The sequence below is a fragment of the Kitasatospora fiedleri genome, assembly GCF_948472415.1.
Lineage (GTDB): Bacteria > Actinomycetota > Actinomycetes > Streptomycetales > Streptomycetaceae > Kitasatospora > Kitasatospora fiedleri.
In genome coordinates, this window is sequence record NZ_OX419519.1 from 3,065,175 (window position 1) to 3,085,772 (window position 20,598).

General features: G+C 74.3%; 16 protein-coding genes and 1 pseudogene. 10 read left to right on the plus strand and 7 right to left on the minus strand.

Annotated elements, in window-relative coordinates; translation table 11 throughout:
* Window positions 1-54: 54 nt before the first annotated feature.
* Window positions 55-798 (plus strand): SDR family oxidoreductase, encoded by a 744-nt coding sequence (locus QMQ26_RS14055; protein ID WP_100837926.1) that lies wholly within the window; start codon window positions 55-57, stop codon window positions 796-798.
* 265 nt (window positions 799-1,063) lie between these two features.
* A complete protein-coding gene (locus QMQ26_RS14060; protein ID WP_100837925.1) occupies window positions 1,064-1,561 on the plus strand; it encodes a 2-oxo-4-hydroxy-4-carboxy-5-ureidoimidazoline decarboxylase in 498 nt (165 codons plus the stop codon).
* Between the two features lie 82 nt (window positions 1,562-1,643).
* Here QMQ26_RS14060 and QMQ26_RS14065 read toward each other — a convergent pair whose 3' ends face one another.
* Window positions 1,644-2,381: a hypothetical protein gene (locus QMQ26_RS14065; protein ID WP_282205917.1), complete on the minus strand. Its 738-nt coding sequence runs from the start codon at window positions 2,379-2,381 to the stop codon at window positions 1,644-1,646.
* A gap of 238 nt (window positions 2,382-2,619) precedes the next feature.
* Here QMQ26_RS14065 and sdhC point away from each other — a divergent pair, with 238 nt between their 5' ends.
* The 4 genes from sdhC (at window position 2,620) to QMQ26_RS14085 (ending at window position 6,036) form a co-directional block, all read left to right on the plus strand.
* On the plus strand, window positions 2,620-3,000 hold the full coding sequence (gene sdhC, locus QMQ26_RS14070) for a succinate dehydrogenase, cytochrome b556 subunit (protein WP_100837923.1): 381 nt from the start codon (window positions 2,620-2,622) through the stop codon (window positions 2,998-3,000).
* Between the two features lie 65 nt (window positions 3,001-3,065).
* Complete coding sequence (sdhD, locus tag QMQ26_RS14075; protein WP_282206516.1) at window positions 3,066-3,494, plus strand: succinate dehydrogenase, hydrophobic membrane anchor protein; 429 nt, start codon at window positions 3,066-3,068, stop codon at window positions 3,492-3,494.
* A 26-nt stretch (window positions 3,495-3,520) separates the two neighbouring features.
* A complete protein-coding gene (gene sdhA / locus QMQ26_RS14080; protein WP_282205918.1) occupies window positions 3,521-5,263 on the plus strand; it encodes a succinate dehydrogenase flavoprotein subunit in 1,743 nt (580 codons plus the stop codon).
* Entirely contained in the window at window positions 5,263-6,036 is a 774-nt protein-coding gene (locus QMQ26_RS14085; protein ID WP_282205919.1) for a succinate dehydrogenase iron-sulfur subunit, read from the plus strand. Before sdhA ends, QMQ26_RS14085 begins: the two co-directional genes overlap by 1 nt.
* Before the next feature lie 133 nt (window positions 6,037-6,169).
* Here QMQ26_RS14085 and QMQ26_RS14090 read toward each other — a convergent pair whose 3' ends face one another.
* Together QMQ26_RS14090 and QMQ26_RS14095 are read right to left on the minus strand one after the other, a co-directional pair.
* Entirely contained in the window at window positions 6,170-7,513 is a 1,344-nt protein-coding gene (locus tag QMQ26_RS14090) for a hypothetical protein (RefSeq protein ID WP_282205920.1), read from the minus strand.
* Window positions 7,514-7,688: 175 nt separating this feature from the next.
* Window positions 7,689-7,970, minus strand: a complete 282-nt coding sequence (locus tag QMQ26_RS14095) for an SCO4848 family membrane protein (RefSeq protein WP_282205921.1) — start codon at window positions 7,968-7,970, stop codon at window positions 7,689-7,691.
* A gap of 139 nt (window positions 7,971-8,109) precedes the next feature.
* Here QMQ26_RS14095 and QMQ26_RS14100 point away from each other — a divergent pair, with 139 nt between their 5' ends.
* Window positions 8,110-9,357 carry a D-alanyl-D-alanine carboxypeptidase family protein gene (locus QMQ26_RS14100; RefSeq protein WP_282205922.1) on the plus strand — a complete coding sequence of 416 codons (1,248 nt, stop codon included), beginning with the start codon at window positions 8,110-8,112 and terminating at the stop codon, window positions 9,355-9,357.
* A gap of 76 nt (window positions 9,358-9,433) precedes the next feature.
* Here QMQ26_RS14100 and QMQ26_RS14105 read toward each other — a convergent pair whose 3' ends face one another.
* From QMQ26_RS14105 to QMQ26_RS14115, 3 genes are all read right to left on the minus strand, one after another.
* Window positions 9,434-10,324, minus strand: a complete 891-nt coding sequence (locus QMQ26_RS14105; protein ID WP_282205923.1) for a class I SAM-dependent methyltransferase — start codon at window positions 10,322-10,324, stop codon at window positions 9,434-9,436.
* 84 nt (window positions 10,325-10,408) lie between these two features.
* A complete protein-coding gene (locus QMQ26_RS14110) occupies window positions 10,409-11,353 on the minus strand; it encodes a YihY/virulence factor BrkB family protein (protein ID WP_100837916.1) in 945 nt (314 codons plus the stop codon).
* A 151-nt stretch (window positions 11,354-11,504) separates the two neighbouring features.
* The gene (locus QMQ26_RS14115; RefSeq protein WP_100837915.1) at window positions 11,505-12,503 is read right to left on the minus strand and encodes a glycosyltransferase family 2 protein; all 999 of its coding nucleotides are present in this window, start codon (window positions 12,501-12,503) and stop codon (window positions 11,505-11,507) included.
* 140 nt (window positions 12,504-12,643) lie between these two features.
* On the opposite strand from QMQ26_RS14115, the gene QMQ26_RS14120 reads away from it, so the two are divergent.
* Both QMQ26_RS14120 and QMQ26_RS14125 read left to right on the plus strand, forming a co-directional pair.
* The gene (locus QMQ26_RS14120) at window positions 12,644-16,258 is read left to right on the plus strand and encodes a bifunctional glycosyltransferase/CDP-glycerol:glycerophosphate glycerophosphotransferase (protein ID WP_282205924.1); all 3,615 of its coding nucleotides are present in this window, start codon (window positions 12,644-12,646) and stop codon (window positions 16,256-16,258) included.
* A gap of 86 nt (window positions 16,259-16,344) precedes the next feature.
* Window positions 16,345-18,689 (plus strand): annotated as a pseudogene (locus QMQ26_RS14125) (CDP-glycerol glycerophosphotransferase family protein); the annotation flags it as partial.
* Here QMQ26_RS14125 and QMQ26_RS14130 read toward each other — a convergent pair.
* Window positions 18,642-19,961, minus strand: a complete 1,320-nt coding sequence (locus QMQ26_RS14130; RefSeq protein WP_318552241.1) for a stealth family protein — start codon at window positions 19,959-19,961, stop codon at window positions 18,642-18,644. The pseudogene QMQ26_RS14125 and the gene QMQ26_RS14130 sit on opposite strands and share 48 nt — an antisense overlap.
* Before the next feature lie 80 nt (window positions 19,962-20,041).
* Here QMQ26_RS14130 and QMQ26_RS14135 point away from each other — a divergent pair, with 80 nt between their 5' ends.
* Entirely contained in the window at window positions 20,042-20,563 is a 522-nt protein-coding gene (locus tag QMQ26_RS14135; RefSeq protein ID WP_282205925.1) for a hypothetical protein, read from the plus strand.
* Window positions 20,564-20,598: the final 35 nt, after the last annotated feature.

Consider the following 20,598-nt stretch of genomic DNA (forward strand, 5'->3'; position numbering starts at 1 on the left):
GGCCGTCCCTTGGGATGATCGGTCCACCGACCGGACGGACGAGGAGTGGACGACATGAGCGAGCAGAAGGTGGCCGTGGTCACCGGCGCCAGCAGCGGCATCGGGGCGGCGACCGCCCGCCGACTGGCCGCGGACGGCTTCGAGGTGGTGCTGACCGCCCGGCGCACCGAGCGGATCGAGGCGCTGGCGAAGGAGATCGGCGGACGTGCCCGCACCCTGGACGTCACCGACCGGGCGGCGGTGGACGCCTTCGCGGCCGAGGTGGGCCGGGTCGACGTCCTGGTGAACAACGCGGGCGGCGCACTGGGCGCGGACAGCGTCGAGGCGGGCGACCCGGCGGACTGGCGCACCATGTACGAGGTCAACGTGCTCGGCGTGCTGCACCTGACCCAGGCCCTGCTGCCCGCGCTGCGCGCCACCGGCGAGGGCACCGTGCTGATCATGTCCTCGACCGCGGCGCTGGCCGCGTACGAGGGCGGCGGCGGGTACGTGGCCGCCAAGCACGCCGTCCACTCGCTGGCCCAGACCCTGCGCCTCGAACTGGTGGCCGAGCCGATCCGGGTGATCGAGATCGCGCCCGGCATGGTGAAGTCCGAGGGCTTCGCGCTGACCCGCTTCCGCGGCGACCGGGACAAGGCCGACGCGGTCTACGCGGGCGTCGCCGAGCCGCTGACCTCGGAGGACGTCGCCGACACCGTCTCCTGGGCGGTCACCCGGCCCGCCCACGTCAACATCGACCTGCTGGTGGTCCGGCCCCGCGCCCAGGCCGCCAACCACAAGGTGCACCGGGTCAGTTGATCCGTCCCGCGTGAACGAAAAGGGCGGCGGGTCACAACTTGATAGCTCGATAGAGTGAAATCGGCCCGCCGCCTCCCCAACTGATGAGCCCTCAACTACCGTGGAGGCGCTGCCCCGCCGAGCTGTGCCAGCCCCGAGCGGCGGCATCGCCGCACCCCGCGACACCCCTGTCCTCCCAGGTCCACCCCGTCTCTGGAGCATTCCGCCTTCCCGCCCTTACGAGGAGGATCCGCTGGCCAGCGACATCCCGCCGCAGCGTCTCGACGTGCGGACGGAGCCGTCCCTGCTGGGGCTCCACCGGTTCAACGAAGCCGACTCCGGCGCCGTGGAGGAAGCACTGCTCGCCTGCTGCGGCAGCCACCGCTGGGCCCTCCGCCTCACCGCCCACCGCCCCTACCCCGACATCGAGTCCCTGCTGGCCGCGGCCAGCGAGGCCAGCTACGACCTGCGCCCGGCCGACCTGGCGGAGGCCCTCGCCGACGAGAGCTGGATGCCCCAGCCCCTGCTCGGCATGCGCGCCCCCGGCAGCCAGGCCGCCCGCACCGCGCTGCGCGCCGCCCACGCCGCCTACGAGGCCCGCTTCGGGTACGTCTTCGTGGTCTGCCTGGACGGCGTCGTCCCCGAGGAGATGCTGGACGCCGTCCTCACCTCCATCCGCACCCGCCTGGCCAACGACCCCGACGAGGAACGCCTGGTCTCCGCCGAGGAGTTGCGCCGTATCGCGCTCAGCCGCCTGGAGCACCTGGTCGCGGTGAAGAGCTGAACCGGGCGCCGGGAACGGCGCCGGACCGACCGATCCGCCCGCAGGGCCCCGCCGGGGGCCCTGCTCCGTCTCCCGGCGGTCCTCATCTCCCGGTGATCTTCGCCAGCTGCGCCCGCACCACCGCCGGGTCCGGTTCCGGGGCCGGGCGGCCGGTCGCGTCCAGGGTGGTGAAGACGGCGAGGACGTCCCCGGCCCGGGCGACCAGGGCGCGCTGGGCGATGACGGCCCCGCCGGTTTCATTCGTGAGGGTGAAGGCGCTGGCGGCGTCGGCTCCTTCGGGGGTGAGCGTGTCGAGCCGGGTGAGCAGGTGGCGGCCGGCGGTGGAGGTGAACGCCCGGCAGTGGTCGAGGACCTGGTCGAGCCCGGAGCGGACGGCGGCGGCCCGGCCGGGCCGGAAGGCCAGCACCGCGGTGTAGAGCGAGGCGGCGGCGTCGCCCGCGCGGGCGATGTCCAGGTCGGCCTCGGCCAGCGGCCCGGCCCCGCCCTTGGAGGGGGTCAGCGCGTCGAGGACGGGCTGGCAGGCCGGGACGTCGGCGGTCTGCGGGGGGCTGGAGATGTCGTTCTGGCCGGGCTGCATGAGGGTGACGTGCCAGCCGGGGCCGAGGTCGGCGTCGGTGACGGCGAGGGCGCGCACCGCGGCGGCGTCGTACTCGGGCCGCGCGGAGGACGGCGCGGCCGGCGGCCGGGCGAAGGGCCCCGCGGCGGCCCCGGCGGCGGCGCCGTCGGCGGCGGGGGCGGACGGCGCGGCGGCGCAACCGGCCGCGGCGGGGGCGAGCGCGGCGAGCGAGGCGAGGGCGGCGAGCGCGGGCAGGGGTCGCACGGCGGGTCTCTCTGCTGGGCGGCGGGAGGAGGCGTACCGTAGCGCAGTCGGTCCGTGACGCAGGGTCACGGTTCCCGGCGCGATTAGGCCGTGCGTGCCTGATTGATCACACCAGGGGCCCCCGGCGGCGGTTGCCGACGGCGCGTCGATAGGATGCTCGCGGCCGGTGGACCGTATCCGGCCGGGCTGACCGACACCGAAGCCGGCCGAGCCCCCAATCGCTTCCGGAGGGTTTTCCGTGCCGGCTGGAACGCTGTACCGCGGCCGGGAAGGCATGTGGAGCTGGGTGGCTCACCGAGTCACCGGCGTCCTGATCTTCTTCTTCCTGTTCGCCCATGTCCTTGACACCGCTCTGGTACGGGTGTCGCCCGAGGCGTACGACTCGGTGATCGCCACGTACAAGTTCTGGCTGGTGAACCTGATGGAGTACGGCCTGGTGGCCGCCATCCTGTTCCACGCCCTGAACGGCCTGCGGGTCGTCGCGGTGGACTTCTGGGCCAAGGGCCCGAAGTACCAGAAGCAGATGCTCTGGACCGTCGTGGGCGTGTGGGTCGTCCTGATGGCCGGCTCCTTCTACCCCGTCCTCGAGCACACCCTTCGCACCTGGTTCGGGGGCTGATCCGCGTGTCCACTGAGACCAACGACCTGGTGGTGCCCTCGGCGCACGCCCACACCGGCAAGGGACTGGGCACCGGCAACCCGGCCGACGCCTTCGTGGTCGAGCCGGCCCGGGCGCGCAGCAAGCGGACCCCGCGCCGCACCCGCACCAACTTCGAGATGCTCGCCTGGCTGTTCATGCGCCTGTCGGGCGTCGTGCTGGTGGTGCTGGTCCTCGGCCACCTGCTGATCAACCTGATGCTGGACGGCGGCGTCTCCAAGGTCAGCTTCGCCTTCGTGGCGGGCAAGTGGGCCTCGCCGTTCTGGCAGGTCTGGGACCTGCTGATGCTGTGGCTGGCCATGCTGCACGGCTCGAACGGCATGCGCACCGTCATCAACGACTACGCGGAGAAGGACGCCACTCGTCTGTGGCTGAAGGGTCTCCTGGGCGTCGCGACCGTGTTCACGGTCGTCCTCGGCACCCTGGTGATCTTCACCTTCGACCCGAACATCTGACGAGCCACCAGAGGCGACTGACCCCCATGCAGATTCACCAGTACGACACCGTCATCGTCGGCGCCGGCGGCGCCGGCATGCGCGCGGCCATCGAGTCGACGCAGCGCAGCCGCACCGCCGTCCTGACCAAGCTCTACCCGACCCGGTCGCACACCGGCGCGGCGCAGGGCGGCATGTGTGCCGCGCTCGCCAACGTCGAGGAGGACAACTGGGAGTGGCACACCTTCGACACGGTCAAGGGCGGTGACTACCTGGTCGACCAGGACGCCGCCGAGATCATGTGCAAGGAGGCCATCGACGCGGTCCTCGACCTCGAGAAGATGGGCCTGCCCTTCTCCCGCACCGACCAGGGCCGGATCGACCAGCGCCGCTTCGGCGGCCACTCCCGCAACCACGGCGAGGCCCCGGTCCGCCGGTCCTGCTACGCCGCGGACCGCACCGGCCACATGATCCTGCAGACGCTGTTCCAGAACTGCGTCAAGCACGGCGTCGAGTTCTTCAACGAGTTCTACGTCCTCGACCTGCTGATCAACGAGGGCCGGACCGCCGGCGTGGTGGCCTACGAGCTGGCCACCGGCGAGATCCACGTCTTCCAGGCCAAGGCCGTGGTGTTCGCCTCGGGCGGCACCGGCAAGATGTTCAAGGTCACCTCGAACGCGCACACCCTGACCGGTGACGGCCAGGCCGTGGCGTACCGCCGTGGCCTGCCGCTGGAGGACATGGAGTTCTTCCAGTTCCACCCGACCGGCATCTGGCGGATGGGCATCCTGCTCACCGAGGGCGCCCGCGGTGAGGGTGGCATCCTGCGCAACAAGGACGGCGAGCGCTTCATGGAGCGCTACGCCCCCGTCATGAAGGACCTCGCGTCCCGTGACGTGTGCTCCCGCGCGATCTACTCGGAGATCCGGGCCGGCCGCGGCTGCGGCCCCGACGGCGACCACGTCTACCTGGACCTGACGCACCTGCCGCCGGAGCAGCTGGACGCCAAGCTGCCGGACATCACCGAGTTCGCGCGCACCTACCTCGGCATCGAGCCCTACACGGACCCGATCCCGATCCAGCCCACCGCGCACTACGCGATGGGCGGCATCCCGACCAACGTCGAGGGCGAGGTGCTGCGCAACAACACCGACGTCGTCCCGGGCCTGTACGCCGCGGGCGAGGTCGCGTGCGTGTCGGTGCACGGCGCCAACCGCCTGGGCACCAACTCGCTGCTGGACATCAACGTGTTCGGCCGCCGGGCGGGCATCGCCGCCGCCGAGTACGCCGAGAAGCACGACTACGTCGAGCTGCCGGAGAACCCGGGCGCGCTGGTCGAGGCGCTGGTGGAGGGCCTGCGGGAGTCCACCGGCACCGAGTCGGTCGCGAAGATCCGCCTGGAGCTGCAGGAGTCGATGGACGCCAACGCGTCCGTCTACCGCACCGGCAAGACCCTGCAGCAGGCGGTCGAGGACGTGGCGGCGCTCAAGGAGCGCTTCAAGAACGTCTCGATCGCGGACAAGGGCTCGCGCTACAACACCGACCTGCTGGAGGCCGTCGAGCTGGGCAACCTGCTCGACCTGGCCGAGGTGCTGGTCGTGTCCGCGCTGGCGCGCGAGGAGTCCCGCGGCGGTCACTACCGCGAGGACTTCCCGACCCGCGACGACGTGAAGTTCATGCAGCACACCATGGCGTACCGCGAGGTGGCCGAGGACGGTTCCACCTCCATCCGCCTCGACTACAAGCCGGTCGTGCAGACCCGCTACCAGCCGATGGAGCGTAAGTACTGATGTCCACTTCGACCGTCGAGACGCACTCGACCGCGCTGGACGCGGCCGAGTCGGGCAGCGTGCAGCTGATCAACGTCACCTTCCGGATCCGCCGGTTCAACCCGGAGGAGCACCCGGACCCGGTGTGGGTGGACTACCAGCTCCTGATGGACCCGAAGGAGCGCGTCCTGGACGCGCTCAACAAGATCAAGTGGGAGCAGGACGGCACCCTCACGTACCGCCGCTCCTGCGCGCACGGCATCTGCGGCTCGGACGCCATGCGGATCAACGGCCGCAACCGGCTGGCGTGCAAGACCCTGATCAAGGACGTCAACCCGGAGAAGCCGATCACGATCGAGGCCATCAAGGGCCTCGCGGTCCTCAAGGACCTGATCGTGGACATGGACCCGTTCTTCCAGGCGTACAAGGACGTCATGCCGTTCCTGATCACCAACGGGAACGAGCCGACCCGCGAGCGCCTGCAGTCGCAGGCCGACCGCGAGCGCTTCGACGACACCACCAAGTGCATCCTGTGCGCCGCGTGCACCTCCTCGTGCCCGGTGTTCTGGAACGACGGCCAGTACTTCGGCCCGGCGGCGATCGTCAACGCGCACCGCTTCATCTTCGACTCGCGCGACGAGGGTGCCGAGCAGCGCCTGGAGATCCTCAACGACCGTGAGGGCGTGTGGCGCTGCCGCACCACCTTCAACTGCTCGGAGGCCTGCCCGCGCGGCATCGAGGTCACCAAGGCGATCCAGGAGGTGAAGCGCGCGCTCGTCACGCGCCGCTTCTAGTCCGTCCGTTCGAGGGGCCCGTCCGGAGTGCGCTCCGGGCGGGCCCTTCGGCGTCCGGCGGGGGCCCCGGACTCCTGGGCCCCCGGGGTCCTGTGCTCCTGTGCTCCCGGGGTCCTGTGCTCCCGGCGGGCCGTCAGTCGGTGCGGCGGGTGCGGACGGTGGCCAGGGTGAGCAGCAGCGGGCCTAGGAACAGGGCGGCGCCCATCGTCCGGTAGTCCTGGTCGGCGGCGGCGGCGGTGAGCGCCAGCTGGGTGCCCAGGACGGCCGCGCCCGCCACCGGGACCAGGGTGCCGATCCGGTGCCGCCAGGCGTGCAGCGCGGCGGCGGCCAGGCCCAGGTAGGCCCAGAGCGCGCCGCGCCACAGCAGCCAGTCCAGTTGCGGGGCGCGCAGCAGGGTGCGGCTCCAGGTCGCGGCGGCGTGCAGCGGGTGCCACAGGCCGCGCGAGCCGGCCGCCGGGCCGGGCACCCCGGTGGCGGCGTGCGGGCCGCCGTCGCCCGCCCGGACGGCCCAGGCGATCCGGCCCCGGCAGAGCCGGGCGTCCAGCACCCGGTCCGGGTGGTCGCGTAGCAACTGCCGCCAGGTGGAGGCGAGTTCGTCTTCGGCGCGGCGGGCGGTGGCGGTGTTCCAGCGGTCGGTGAGGGCCGCGGTGGCGGAGCAGTCGGCGCCCGCGGCGTCCCAGTCGGCGGGCGGGGCGACGGCGGTCAGGACGGGGCCGAGCGGGGCGGCGGCCCGGTGCTGGGCCAGCGCCAGGTCGGCGGCCCGCAGCGGGTGCAGGTCGCCGCTCGGGGACGCGGGGTGCCCGAGCAGCGCCAGCGCGATCGGCACGGCCAGCGCGGCCGCGGTCAGCAGCGCGATCCGGGTCCGGGCCCGGGGCAGGCAGAGCAGCAGCACCGCGGCGGCGGCCAGCGCGGTGCCGGCGCCCCGGGTGCCGGTCAGGGCGAGCGCGCAGACGGCCGCGAACAGGACGGCCAGATCCAGCCGTTGGGCCGGGCCGCCCCGCTCCAGGGCGCCCTCGGTCCGCCGGGCGAGCAGCCGCAGCCCGGCCCCGGTGAGCAGCAGCGCGGCGAGGGTGGTGACCGCGGCCGGGGCGGCCGAGACCACCAGCGCGGCGGTCGGCGGCAGGGCGGCCAGCGCCACCGCGACCGGCCCGCTGTGCCGTCCCCGCACCCCGAACCGGGCCAGCGCGGCCACCAGGTACCCCAGGGCGAAGGCCGCCGCCGCGGTCTGCGCCAGCACCGCCGGGCCGGTGTGCACGGCCCGCACCGCCGCCGCGTACAGCGGCGCGCCGGGCTCGGGGGCGTCCCCGGTGAACGCCGGGTACACCGCCGCCCACCACAGCAGCAGCACCGCCCAGCACGCCGCGGCCACCGCGAACGGCAGCCGCAGCCGCGACTTCGCCCGCCGGTGCCGCCGTTCCCGCTCCTGCCGCCGCGCCCACTCCGGGCGGGTCTCACCGAGGGTGGAACTGATGCTCACGCCGAGCCTCCCCGAAGTTCGTGCCGGGCAGGCTAGCAGCGGGATTCGGCCACTTGAAGGGGGCGGACGCCGGGGGTCCGGGACGCGGCCCGCGGATCGTCCGCCTTCGTCTGGCTTCGCCTGGCTTCGTCCGCCGGGCGGCTCGGGGGGTGTTCGGTGGGGCGGCTCGGCGGGACTACTCGGCGGGGCGCTCGCCGACCGGGGCGGCGGTGGTGGCGGCGCGCAGGGCGCGCAGGCCGCGGACGCCGATCCAGCCGATCGCGAGGCCGAGCAGCAGGGAGGTGACGGCGAGCAGGAGGTGGACCCAGAAGAAGGCGGTGGGCTGCCCGTGGTCGCCGTTCACGAAGGCCTGGCCGCCGGAGTCCTTCCAGAGGTTCTTGACGAAGGTGGTCCAGATGAAGACCGACCAGACGCCGAAGGCGGTGAGGAACCAGGAGACCGGGCGGCTGAGCTTCATGGTGGCGGGGTCCTTCGCGGCAGACGGGGTGCCCGTCCAGTATGCGGGGCCCGCCGATCGGAGCAGCGGGCGGTACTCGTTCGTGGCGTCGGACGACGGCGGGAGCGGGTCCGGAGCGGGTGCGGGTTATTTTTCCGGAATGCTGATAATCCGCCGGATTCTTCACGGTTCGTCCGCCGCCGCCCTGCTGCTGGTGCCCGCGCTGCCGGCGTCCGCCGCCGCGTCCGGGGACGCCCCGCCGCCCGGCGTGGTGGGCGGGGAGCGGCTGGGTGCGGCGGGGGTCCAGGTGGCGCCGGGGCCGGGGGCGCCGCCGCTGCCGAAGGACCTGACCGGGAAGTCCTGGCTGGTCGCGGACGCGGGCACCGGGCAGGTGCTGGCGGCGTTCAACGCGCACGCGCAGCTGCCGCCGGCCTCGACCCTGAAGATGCTGTTCGCGGACACCGTGCTGCCGCGCTTCCCGGCCTCCGAGGTGCACAAGGTGGCCTGGGCGGAGCTGCAGGGGATGGGGGCGGGCAGCAGCCTGGTCGGCATCAAGGAGGACCTGGAGTACAAGGTCGAGGACCTGTGGCGCGGGGTGTTCCTCTCCTCCGGCAACGACGCGGTGCACGTGCTGGCGAACATGAACGGCGGGGTGGCGAAGACCGTCGCCGACATGCAGGCCCGGGCGGATCAGCTGCAGGCCCGGGACACCCACGTGGTCAGCCCGGACGGCTACGACATGGACGGGCAGGTCACCTCGGCGTACGACCTGACCCTGTTCGCCCGGGCGGGCCTGCGCAATCCGGAGTTCCGGGGCTACTGCGCGACCCGCTGGGCGCAGTTCCCGGGCGCGGTGGACCAGAAGACCGGGCAGCGCGGGAGCTTCGGCATCGCCAACACCGACCGGCTGCTGGGCAGCTACCCGGGCCTGATCGGGGTGAAGAACGGCTACACCACCAACGCGGGCGCCACCTACACGGGCGCGGCCGAACGCGACGGGCGGACGCTGCTGGTGACGGTGATGCACCCGGCGGACAGCCCGAAGGTCTACACCGAGGCGGCGGCGCTGCTGGACTGGGGCTTCGCCGCGGCCGGGAAGGTCACCCCGGTGGGGGCGCTGGCCGAGGACGGCGCCCCGGAGCAGGCCCCGTCGGCGGCGGCCCGGCCGGTGGCCGACGCCCCGGCCGGGTCGGCCGGTTCGACCGCGCCGGGCGCCCCGGCGGCCCCGCCGGTCCCGTCGGCCCCGGACGGCGGGCTGGCGGCGCACGCGGCGGCGGGCGGGCCGGGGCCGGCGACCTGGTCGGCGGTCGGGCTGTGCGCGGCGGTCGCGGCGGCGGGGCTGCTGCGGCTGCGGACCCTGCGCCGCCGGGCCGCCCGCGCGGAGGGCCGGCCGGGCCGGCCGGACTGACCGGGGCGGCCGACGGTCCGGGGGGTCAGGCGGTGCGGGGCGTCAGGCGGTGCGGGGCGTCCGGCGGTGTGGGGCGTCAGGCGGTGCGGCGGGTGGCCCGCAGGGCGCGGCGCACCGAGCGGGTGGCGATGGGCGGCAGGACGTCGAGGGCGATCCGGCGGGGCAGCGAGCGCCGCGGCCGGGCGGGGGCCGGGGCCGGCTCGGGCGCCGGGGGCTCGTCCCAGGCGAGGCGGTGGCAGCGCTGCCCGGCCAGGTGCTCCTCGTCGAGCCGGAAGCCCTCGCCGCGCCAGTCCCGGTCGAGCAGGTCGGCGCGGACCGCCTCGGGGTCGCCCCAGGTGCCGTAGAACTTCTCGGGGGTGAGCAGCACCGGCCGCAGGCCGAGGGTGAAGACGGCCTCCCAGACGGCGGCGGCCACGCCGGGGGTGTGCGGGGCCCGGTAGTCGTCGAGGGCGACCACGCCGTCCTTGGCGAGTGCCTCCCGGGCGACCAGGATGTCGCCGGCCACGTGCTCGTACAGGTGGGAGGCGTCGATGTGGACGAAGCGGCAGCTGCCCGCGGGAATCCGGCCGTCGGCGAGGACCGAGGTCGGGGCCTGGACGATCGTCGGCAGCTCGGGGTGGAAGGCCAGGTAGTTGGCCTCGAAGGCGCGCCGGGTCAGGGTGTCGCGGTAGGACATGTCCATCTCGGCGGAGTTCTGGTCGTCCGGGGCCTCCAGGTCGAACAGGTCGCAGACGGTGAAGGTCTCCCCGGCGCGCAGGTGGTAGCCCAGCAGGATCGCCGAGCGGCCCAGGTAGGCGCCCATCTCCAGCAGGTCGCCGGTGGTCCCGGCCTCGCTCTGCCGGTCGAGCAGGTGGGCGAAGACCTCCTGGTCGGCCCGGAAGAACCAGCCCGGGACGTCGTCCGGGGCGGCCGGGACGGGGACGCCCTCGGGGGCGGCGGGAGCGGCGGCGGTGCCTGGTGCGGACACGCGGTCTCCTGGGGAGCTGGCCGGGGCCGGGGGCACGGCGGTGTGCGGTCGGCGGGAACCGGACTGGTGTGACCGGGATCATAGTCACTCGTCCGAACGCCGCACAGCGGGCGGGGCGGATGTTTCCCCGGCGGCTTCGAGCGCGTCCTCGGCCTGCCGGACGGCGCGCAGCCGGGCCCGTTCCGGGTCGGCGAGCGCGGTCCAGGCCGCGCAGTACATCAGCAGCCGGGTGACGAAGTCGATCCACAGCAGCAGCGCCACCGGCACGCCGAACGCCCCGTACAGGCTGCGGCCGGCCACCGAGCCCAGGTAGGAGGAGAGCAGCAGTTTCAGCAGTTCGAAGCCGACCGCGCCGATCAGCGCGCCCTCCAGCAGGGCGCGGCGGCGCTGGCCGGTGATCCGCGGGAACGGGCCGAGCAGGTAGGCGAAGAGCAGCAGGTCGGCGCAGACCGCGATCAGGAAGCCCAGTCCGGACAGCAGCCAGCGGGCGGCCCCGCCGTCCAGGCCCAGGGCGTCGGAGAGCCGGTGGACCAGGGTGGTGGCGAGCGCGGAGGCGGCCAGCGAGGCCAGGCAGACCAGGCCGAGGCCGAGCAGCACCACGCAGTCGCGGGCCTTGACCAGGACCGGGTTGCCGCCGTCGTCCGGCAGCCGCCACACGGTGCGCACCGCGCCGCGCATGGTGTCCACCCAGCCGAGGCCGGAGATCAGCAGCAGCAGGCCGGAGACCAGGCCGACGGTGCCGGCGTTGGCCACCATGGCGTTCAGGTCGAGCGAGTCGGCGAGGCCCGGCAGCTGCTCGGTGATCTTGTCCTGGAGCTGGTGCACCCGGGAGTCGGAGAGGGTGGCCAGGGCGATCGCCAGGGCCACCGTGAGCAGCGGGAACAGCGCCAGGAAGCCGAAGAAGGTGACCGCCCCGGCCAGCCGGTTGCCCTGGACGTCGTCGAACAGCAGGTACACCCGGTAGGGCCGGCTGCGCAGCAGTCGGGCGGCGAGCGGGCCGATCACGGGCAGCTTGGTGAGGAAGTCCACGCATGGCTGTATACCGGCGTCCGGGCCCCCGCTGCGGGAGCGGGGCCGGGCCCGGCGCGGCGCGGGCCGTCCGGGGCCGTCCGGGGCGCGTCACGGGCCTTCCGGGGGCTGCGGGTGAGCCTCCGTCAGCCCGCCCCCGCCGCGCGGGGGTTCAGCGGCGGACGGCGCGGCGGGCCCGGGCCAGGGCCCGCAGGCCCTGGAAGCCGAGGTAGTTGCCGCGGCCGAGCAGTTCGCCGCGCAGCCCCTCGCGGCCGGGCGGCGGCCGGTAGCCGGCCGGGCGGTGCCGGGCGCAGTGCTCGGCGGCGCGGCGGAAGAACTCGCGGCGGTCGCCGGGCGGGACCCGGCCGGGCTTGGAGACCACGGTGGCGAGGTGGCCGAGCATCATCCGGTAGATGACCGGGCGCCAGCGGTCCAGGTCGGGGCGGGCGTCGAGGAAGGCGAACACCCGGTCGTACTGCGCGAAGACGTCGAAGTGCTTGCGGGAGGCGGTGGCCAGGATGTTGCCGCCCTCGCGGCGCTGCCGGTAGTGCACGCCGACCCGGTCGAGCAGGGTGATCCGCTCGGCGGCGAGCAGCGCCGGGTAGGTGAACGGGGTGTCCTCGTAGTAGCCGGGCGGGAAGGACAGGTCGTGCCGGAGCAGGAACTCGCGGCGGTACGCCTTGTTCCAGGCGACCTGGAGCAGGTCGAGCAGGTCCCGGCGCTCGTCCAGGGTGAACACCTCGGCGCCGGGGCGGGCGAAGACCGGGGCGGAGGCGGAGCGGGTGACCCGGCCGTCCCAGTAGCTGCGGGCGTAGTCGAACACCAGCAGGTCGGGGTCGCCGGTGGCGCGCAGCCGGGCGTCGGTGTCGGCGAGCAGGCCGGGGGTGAGGGTGTCGTCGCTGTCCAGGAAGACCAGGTAGTCGCCGGTGGCGAGGGCGGCGCCGGCGTTGCGAGCCGGGCCGAGGCCGACGTTCTCGGGCAGGTGCCGGACGGTCACCCGGGGGTCGCGGGCGGCCGCCGCGTCCAGGATCGCGCCGCAGCCGTCGGGCGAGCGGTCGTCCACCGCGATCAGCTCGAAGTCCGTGAAGGACTGCGCCAGGACCGACTCCAGGCATTCGGGCAGGTACTCCTCGACGGCGTGCACCGGCACGACGACACTGAACCGCGGCATCTCTTCACTCTCCTGACCTGGCCTGGCCTGGCGCAGACTAGCAAGCCCGGAGAGGTAGGATCGCGGCCGGTGCCGGTCCGCTTTCGCACGTTTCTCGGGCCCGCCGGCCGCACTCCCTGAGGAAAGGCTCTGCGCTACCGATGGCCCCCCGTCTGTCCGTCGTCGTCCCGATCTACAACGTCGAGCGCTACCTCGAGGAGTGCCTGGACTCCATCGCCGCGCAGACCTTCGCCGACTTCGAGTGCGTCATGGTCGACGACGGCTCCAAGGACTCCAGCGCCGCGATCGCCGAGGCGTACGCCGCGAAGGACTCCCGCTTCCGGCTGGTCAAGCAGGTGAACAAGGGCCTGGGCGCGGCGCGCAACACCGGTTACCGGCACATCTCCGAGGGCACCGAGTTCCTGGCGTTCGTCGACAGCGACGACACCATGCCGCCGTCCGCCTACGAGCTGATGATCGGCACCCTGGACGAGACCGGCTCGGACTTCTGCACCGGCAACGTGCTGCGCTTCCGGGCGGTGGGCCACTACCAGTCCGGCGGCCACCGCAAGCCGTTCGCCGAGACCCGGCTGCGCACCCACATCACCGAGATCCCGGCGCTGATCACCGACCGCACCGCCTGGAACAAGGTCTACCGCCGCGCCTTCTTCGACCAGGCGGGCGTGCTGTACCCCGAGGGCATCCTGTACGAGGACGCCCCGGTCAGCGTGCCGCACCACTTCCTGGCCCGCCGAGTCGACGTGCTCGCCGAGCCGATCTACCACTGGCGCGAGCGGGAGGTCGGCGAGATGTCGATCACCCAGATGAAGACCAACCCGAAGGGCGTCATCGACCGGGTCAAGTCGATGGAGCTGGTCCGGGAGTGGCTGTCGGCGCAGAGCGACCCGAAGTTCCGCAAGTACCTGCGCACCTACGACGAGAACAACCTCGTCGAGGAGATCCCGATGTTCTTCGGCTCGGTGCTGGAGAACGACCCGGTGTACAACGCGGCCTACCTGGAGTCGGCCGGCCGGCTGCTGCGCGCGATCGGCCCCGAGCAGGTCCGCAAGCTGCGCGCCCCGCTGCGGCTCAAGTACCACCTGACCCTGCAGGGCCGGCTGGACGAGCTGATCGAGCAGCTCCGCTTCGAGAAGGACAGCAACGGCGCGGCCCCGGCCCGCGGCCTGCTGCGCCCGTACGCCGACTACCCGTTCCTGCGCGGCGGCCGCAAGAGCGTGCCCGCGGACGTGCTGCGGCTGAAGAACGCCCTGGTGATGCGCTCGCGGCTGTACGAGGCCCGCTGGGAGGGCGGCCGGCTGCGGCTCACCGGCCACGCCTTCCCCGAGCACCTGGGTGCCGAGCACAAGCACGACATGGTCAAGGCGCTGGTGCTGCGCGAGGCCAAGGGCCGCGGCGTGGTGGCCGTGCAGACCAAGGCGCAGTACAGCCCGGAGGCGACCGCCAGCTCCCCGCACGACCTGTACAGCTGCGACTGGGCGGGCTTCGCCGCGTCCATCGACCCGCAGCGGCTCAAGCAGCGCGGCGGCTGGAAGGACGGCTCCTGGCGGGTGCTGGTGGCCGGCGCCGGCAAGGGCGGCGTGTACAAGGGCCGGGTGTCGGTCGGCTGGCACGACCGCAGCGAGTACCCGCCGGCGCACTGGGTCGAGGACGACGTCCGGATCGTGCCGTGGTCCCGGGACGGCCACCTGCTGCTGCGGGTGGAGCGGGTGCGCGCCCGCGCGGTGGCCGCCACCGCGCAGGACGGCACCGTGGAGCTGCGCGGCCTGGTCCGCTCCGGCCCCGACCTGGCCGGTGCGGAGCTGCGGCTCAAGCACGTCGAGTCCGACCGCGACCTGTTCGCCGAGTTGGAGCTGGGCACCCCGGCCGGCCGCGACCTGCCGTTCACCGCGCGGTTCCGGGTGGCCGACCTGACCGCCGTCCGGAAGTCCTGGGACGCCCTGGACCCGGCCGCGGAGGAGCGCACCCGGGACCGCTGGGACCTGGAGCTCAAGCTGTCCGACGGCAGCGCGCTGCCGCTGGTGCTGGACGACCGCACCGCCGCGGTGGAACTGCACCTGCCGCTGGCCGGCGGCGCCCGCGCGCTGTACGCCAAGCCCTCCCCGTCCGGCTACCTGCAGCTGTGCGACCAGGTGCTCCAGCCGGTGATCGAGGAGGTGTCCCGGGCCACCGACGGCGAGGGCTTCGTGCTCAGCGGCTCCTTCCCGCTGCCCGGCGCCCACCGCTACGAGCTGGTGATCCGGCACGTGAAGCGGCAGGAGGAGCACGCCTACCCGGTGGAGATCGCCGACGGGCGCTTCCGGGCCGCGCTGCCCGCCGTGCCGACCGCGTCCTTCGCCGGCCGGGTGCCGCTGCACAAGGGCACCTGGACGGTGCTGTTCCGCCCGGTCGGCGCCCCGGTCGACAGCCTGTGGCCGGCCGCCGTGCTGGACTCCCGGACCTTCGACGCGCTGCCGCTGGAGGTCGAGGCCCGCGGCAAGCGGGTCGCCCTGGAGCGCCGCGGCTTCGACACCCTCTCGCTGGAGTCGCACGACCCGCTGACGCCCGACGAGCGCAGCGGCTACCGGCAGCGCACCCTGCGGCACGCCTACGTCGAGCAGCCGGCCGGTCCGCTGACCGACACGGTGCTCTACCACACCGTCCGGGAGGACTGGTGGGCCGCCGACGGCGGCGTGTACGGCGACTCGCCGCGCGCGGTGCACGAGGAGCTGGTCCGCCGCGGCCTGCCGCTGCGCCACCTGTGGACCTCGGTGGACCTGCAGGCCGAGCTGCCGCAGACCGCCGAGGCCGTCCGGCACCGCTCCCCCGAGTGGTTCCGGGCGCTGTCCACCGCGAAGTACATCGTCACCTCCACCCACCTGCCCACGTACTTCCGCCGCCGTCCCGGCCAGGTCGTCCTGCAGACCTGGCAGGGCGTGCCGCTGAAGCGGATCGGCGCCGACTTCGAGAAGGTCTGGTTCACCGACTCCGGGTACCTGGAGCACCTCAGGGAGGAGGTGCCGCAGTGGAGCCTGCTGACGGCCGGCAACCGCTGGTCGGTGCCGGTGCTGCGGCGCGCCTTCGGGTACACGGGCAAGGTGCTGGAGAGCGGCTCGCCGCGCAACGACCTGCTGTTCGCCGCCGACCGGGAGAAGACCGCCGAGCGGGTGCGCGAGCAGCTCGGCCTGCCCGAGGGCAAGAAGGTCGTGCTGTACGCGCCGACCTTCCGGGAGGACCGCCGGCTGCCCGACGGCGGCTACCAGTTCAACCTTCAGCTCGACCTGGACGCGGCCCGCGCCGCGCTGGGCGACGACCAGGTGCTGCTGGTGCGCAGCCACGAGGTGGTGCGCGGGCAGATCGCCGAGGCCGGCAACGGCTACGTCTGGGACGTCAGCACCTACCCCGACACGGCCGAGCTGCTGCTGGTCGCCGACGCCCTGGTGACCGACTACTCGGCCTCGGTGTTCGACTTCATGAACACCGGCCGCCCGGTGCTGTTCTTCGCCTACGACCTGGAGCACTACCGCGACAACCTGCGCGGTTTCAGCTTCGACTTCGAGGCCCAGGCCCCCGGCCCGCTGCTGCGCACCTCCGCCGAGGTGGTCGGCGCGCTCGCCGACCTGCCCGGGGTGGCCGCCGAGTACGCCGACAAGTACGCGGCGTTCCGCGAGGCGTACGGGGACCTGGACGACGGCCGGGCCGCGGCCCGGGTGGTGGACGCGCTGCTGGCCGAGGGCGCGGCGGATTCCGGATCGCATTCCGGAGCGTCGGCCAAGTAATTCCGATAAACACATGTCAATTCCCTCCGCTTTTCGAAAGCGGAGGGAATTGACATTTTCCCGGTTTCTGCGCTGGGATGTCGTGAATGGCCCACCTGGTACGGCACCGCACCCCGACCGGCCACGCCCCGCGGACCGCGGCGCCCGCCGCCCCCACCGCGTACGCCGCGCTGCGCCACGCCGTCTGGGACGGCGACGCCCTGGTGCTGCACGGCGAGGGCCGGCTGGACGGCCGCCCCGGGGAACGGCCGGGCCAGACCCGGGTCGTCCTCGAACTGCGGCCGCTCGGCGGCTCCCGGCGCGCCGTCCGGCTGCGCACCGTGCCCCGCTACCTGCCCGAGGCCACCGACGACAGCGCGCAGACCCGGCACGGGCTCGACTGGACCGGCTTCACCGCCCGCCTCGACCCCGCCGTGCTGCGTCCCCGGGCCGGCCGGCCCGCCGCCACCTGGCGGGTCGAGGCCGCCGTCGCCTCCGGCCGGCTGCTGGCCCGCGCCCCGCTCGCCCCGCACTGGTGCGGCGGCGGCGAGTACCCGCCGGCCGGCTGGAGCGGCCCCGGCATCCACCTGGCGCCGTTCACCGCCGACGGCACCCTGCACCTGACGGTGGGCCGCCCGCCCGTCCGGGTCGACTCCTGCCGGGCCCGCCCCGACGGCTTCGAGCTGCGCGGCACCGCCGACGGCCCCGGCGGCGGGCCGCTGGTCCTGCGGCACCGCGACACCGGTGAGCTGATCCAGACCCAGGTGTACTGGCAGGACGGCGAGTTCACCGCCGTGGTGGGCACCGTCCCGCGCCCGGCGCCCGGGCACTGGGACCCGGCCCTGGCCCTGCCCGACGGGCCCGCCCCGCTGCTGCTGCGCCACCCGCCGCACGGGCCCGGCCAACTCCCGCTGCCCGGTGGCGGATCCGTCCTGCAGGCCAAGCAGCTCGCCGACGGCCGGGTGCAGTTCTGCGTCCGCCCGGCCGAACCGCGGGTCGACCGGATCTCCCCCGCCGATGGGGCCTTCGAGCTGGCCGGCGAGTTCCCCGGCCCGGCGGACCGTCCGCTCGAACTGGTCCTGCGGCACACCGGGGACGGCCGCGAGCGCCGCGCCCCGGTCCGCCCCGCCCCGGACGGGCGCTTCACCGCCCGGCTGCCGCTCGCCCCGGACGGCCCGGACGGCGCGCCCCGCCCGCTCGGCAAGGGCGTGTGGGAGGTCCTGCTGCGCCCGGCCGGGCCGGACGGCGGCCACGGGGACCCGGTGCGGCTGCACCCCGCGGTGCTGCCGCTGCTGCCCGCCCGGGCCCGGGCGGGCGACAAGTCCTTCCTGCTCCAGCGCCGTTGGCACGACACCCTGGTCGTGGACAGCCTCCCGGCGCTCTCCGCCGTCGAGCGCAGCGCCCACCGCCAGCACCGCCTGCGCACCGACGCCTACCCGGCCGCCCGGCGCCGCCCGCTGCGCGACGCGGTGCTGTACGACGTGTTCGGCGGCCGCGGCTACGCCTGCAACCCGCGCGCCGTGCACGCCGAACTCGCCCGCTCCGGCCCCGCCCTGGAGCATCTGTGGGTGGTCGAGGACGGGCAGGAGCGGCCCCCCGAGGGCGTCCGCGCGGTGCGCCAGTGGAGCCCCGAGTGGTACGAGGCCCTGGCCACCTGCCGCTACCTGGTGGGCAACACGCACTTCCCGGAGTTCCTGCGCCGCCGCGAGGGCCAGGTGGTGGTCCAGCTGTGGCACGGCACCCCCCTCAAGCGGATCGCGCACCGGATGCCACCGGGCTGGGCCGCCGCCGACGGCTACCTGGAGCGGCTGGGGCACGAGGTGCGGCAGTGGAGCCTGCTGCTGTCCCGAGCCCGTTCGCCACCCCGGAGCTGCGCGCCTCCTTCCGCTACGGGGGCGAGGTGCTGGAGGCCGGCTACCCGCGCAACGACCGGCTGGCCCGCCCGGACCAAGCCGAGGCCGCCGGGATCCGCCGCCGGCTGCGCCTGCCGCCCGGCCGCCGGGTGGTGCTGTACGCCCCGACCTGGCGCGACGACCGGCCCGGCCCGGGCGGCCGGCACGCCCTCGACCTGCGCCTCGACCTGGCCGCCGCGCGGGCCGCGCTGGGCCGCGACCACGTGCTGCTGCTGCGCCCGCACGTGCACGTCGGCGGGGCGCTGCCCGACGACGACTTCGTCCGCGACGTGGCCGACTACCCGGACGTGCAGGACCTGCTGCTGATCGCGGACGTCCTGGTCACCGACTACTCCTCGGTGATGTTCGACTTCGCGGTGACCGGCCGTCCGATGCTGTTCTTCACCTACGACCTCGCCCACTACCGGGACGCGCTGCGCGGGTTCACCTTCGACTTCGAGCGCTGGGCGCCGGGCCCGCTGCTGTCCCGCTCGGAGCAGGTGGTGGCGGCGCTACGGGACTTCGACCCGGCGCGGCACCGGGATGCCTATCGCCGGTTCCGGGCCCGGTTCTGCCCCCTCGACGACGGTGCGGCCGCCGCCCGGGTGGCCGCCCGGATGCTGGCCCTCGGCGCCGGGGGCTGACCCCGGCAGCTCGAACGGCCCGGGCACCGGGAAGTAGGCGGCCAGGAAGGCGGACAGGGCCCGGCCCTGCTCCTCCGCCGGTGTGCCGTCGCCGGTCCCGTCGGCCAGGCAGAACGCGTCCACGTCGCGCTCCGCCAGCAGCCGGGCCAGCCGCTCCCGGTCCTCGACGCAGTCGACCGCCCGGTACTCGTGGACCAGTCGGCCGTCGACGGCGCGGCCGCCGAGCTGGGCGTGGAAGAGCGCCAGGGTGACGGGGGCGACGTCGTCGGCGGCCCGGAAGGCCGAGCGGCCGGTGGCGGCCAGTTCGACCGGCCAGCGCCGTTCGGCGTCCTCCAGCAGGCTGCGCCGCAGCGGGTACGGGACGTGCGCGAGCACCCGGGTGTAGATCCGGCCGTGCTCGGCCTCCAGCAGTGCGCTGGTGTTCTGCTGGCCCGCGACGTACACGTCGGGGTCGGTGGTGCCGGTGGACGGCGGGACGATCCGGGTGTCCCGGAAGACCTTGGGCAGGCCGTTGCCGAGGAAGAAGTCCTCGGGGCGGACCGGGCGGCCCAGGAACATGTCGTCGTTGAAGTACAGGAAGTGTTCGGCCAGACCGGGGATGCGGTGCAGGCCGGTCTCGATCGCGCACGAATTGAACACCGGCCCGCCGGGCAGCAGGTCCCGGTGCGGGACGACGGTCAGCCCGGGTACCTCGGTGTCCAGCCAGGACGGCACCTGGTCGGCGGTGACCAGGAAGATCCGCCGGATCCACGGGGCGTACATGGCCAGGGAGCGCAGGCTGTAGCGCAGCTCGTCGTGGTTGCGGTAGCGGTGGTCGCCGTCGTCGTGGGCGGTGTCCACCAGCTCGGGGGACGTTCCGCCGAACAGTTCGGCGCGGACCGCGGCGCGGCGGCGCTGCCAGGCCGGGTCGGCGTCGTCGACCCAGGTGAACACGGCGTCCACCGGGAAGCGGACGGCCTCCGGCAGGTCGTGCAGGAACGCCTCGGCGACGGGGTAGTCGCGCTCGCCGATCCGGATGCTCCCGGCCGCCTCCAGCGAGGGCAGCCACCACCCGTACGGGGTCTCGTCGATCGAGGCGACTCCCCCGGCCCGGGTGTCGGCGGCGTCCCAGAACTCCAGGTCGCAGCCGTGCTGCTCGCCGTAGTGGAGGGTGCGGCCGCTGGTGACCACCGGCCGGTACAGGCGCACGCCCTTGACCGGCTCCGGGGGCTCCGGCGGCGGGGGCGGCTGCTCGCCCCGGGCGCCTCGGGCACCGGCGGGAGCGCCTCGTGCGCGGCGACGGCGGCCGGCAGCTCCTCGGCGAGGACGGTGCCGTGCACCCGGCCGTGGCCGAGCAGCGCGGCGTACACGGGGGCGCCGCGGAACGCCTCGGCGACGGCGGCCAGCGCGGCCGGGCGCGAGCCGGGCAGCACGCCCAGGCGGTGGCGGGGGCCGCCGTCGGGGATCAGCAGGTAGCGGACGCCGGCCGCGTCCAGGGCCTCGGCGGCGTCGACCAGGTTGGCCTGCCGGCCCTGCGGGTCGAGCAGGTCGTCGCGGACCTCGGCCAGCCGGCCGCGGTGCCGCACCAGCCCGGGGCGGGCGGCGGCCAGCTCGTCCTCGCGCACCCGCCGCGGGTCGACCGGTGGTGGCGGCGGCGGAGGTACCGGAGGCAGCAGCCCGCACCTGCGCAGGGCACGGCCGACGGCTCTCCGGACCGTCCGCGGAACTGCTTGCCTGGTCGTCATGTCACTCCCGTGCGCGCCAAAACCCTGGTGACGCTAACAACGGCGCAACGGCGCACAAAGCAATGAAAAACAATTCACAGAGAACTGCCAGAAGGCACGTA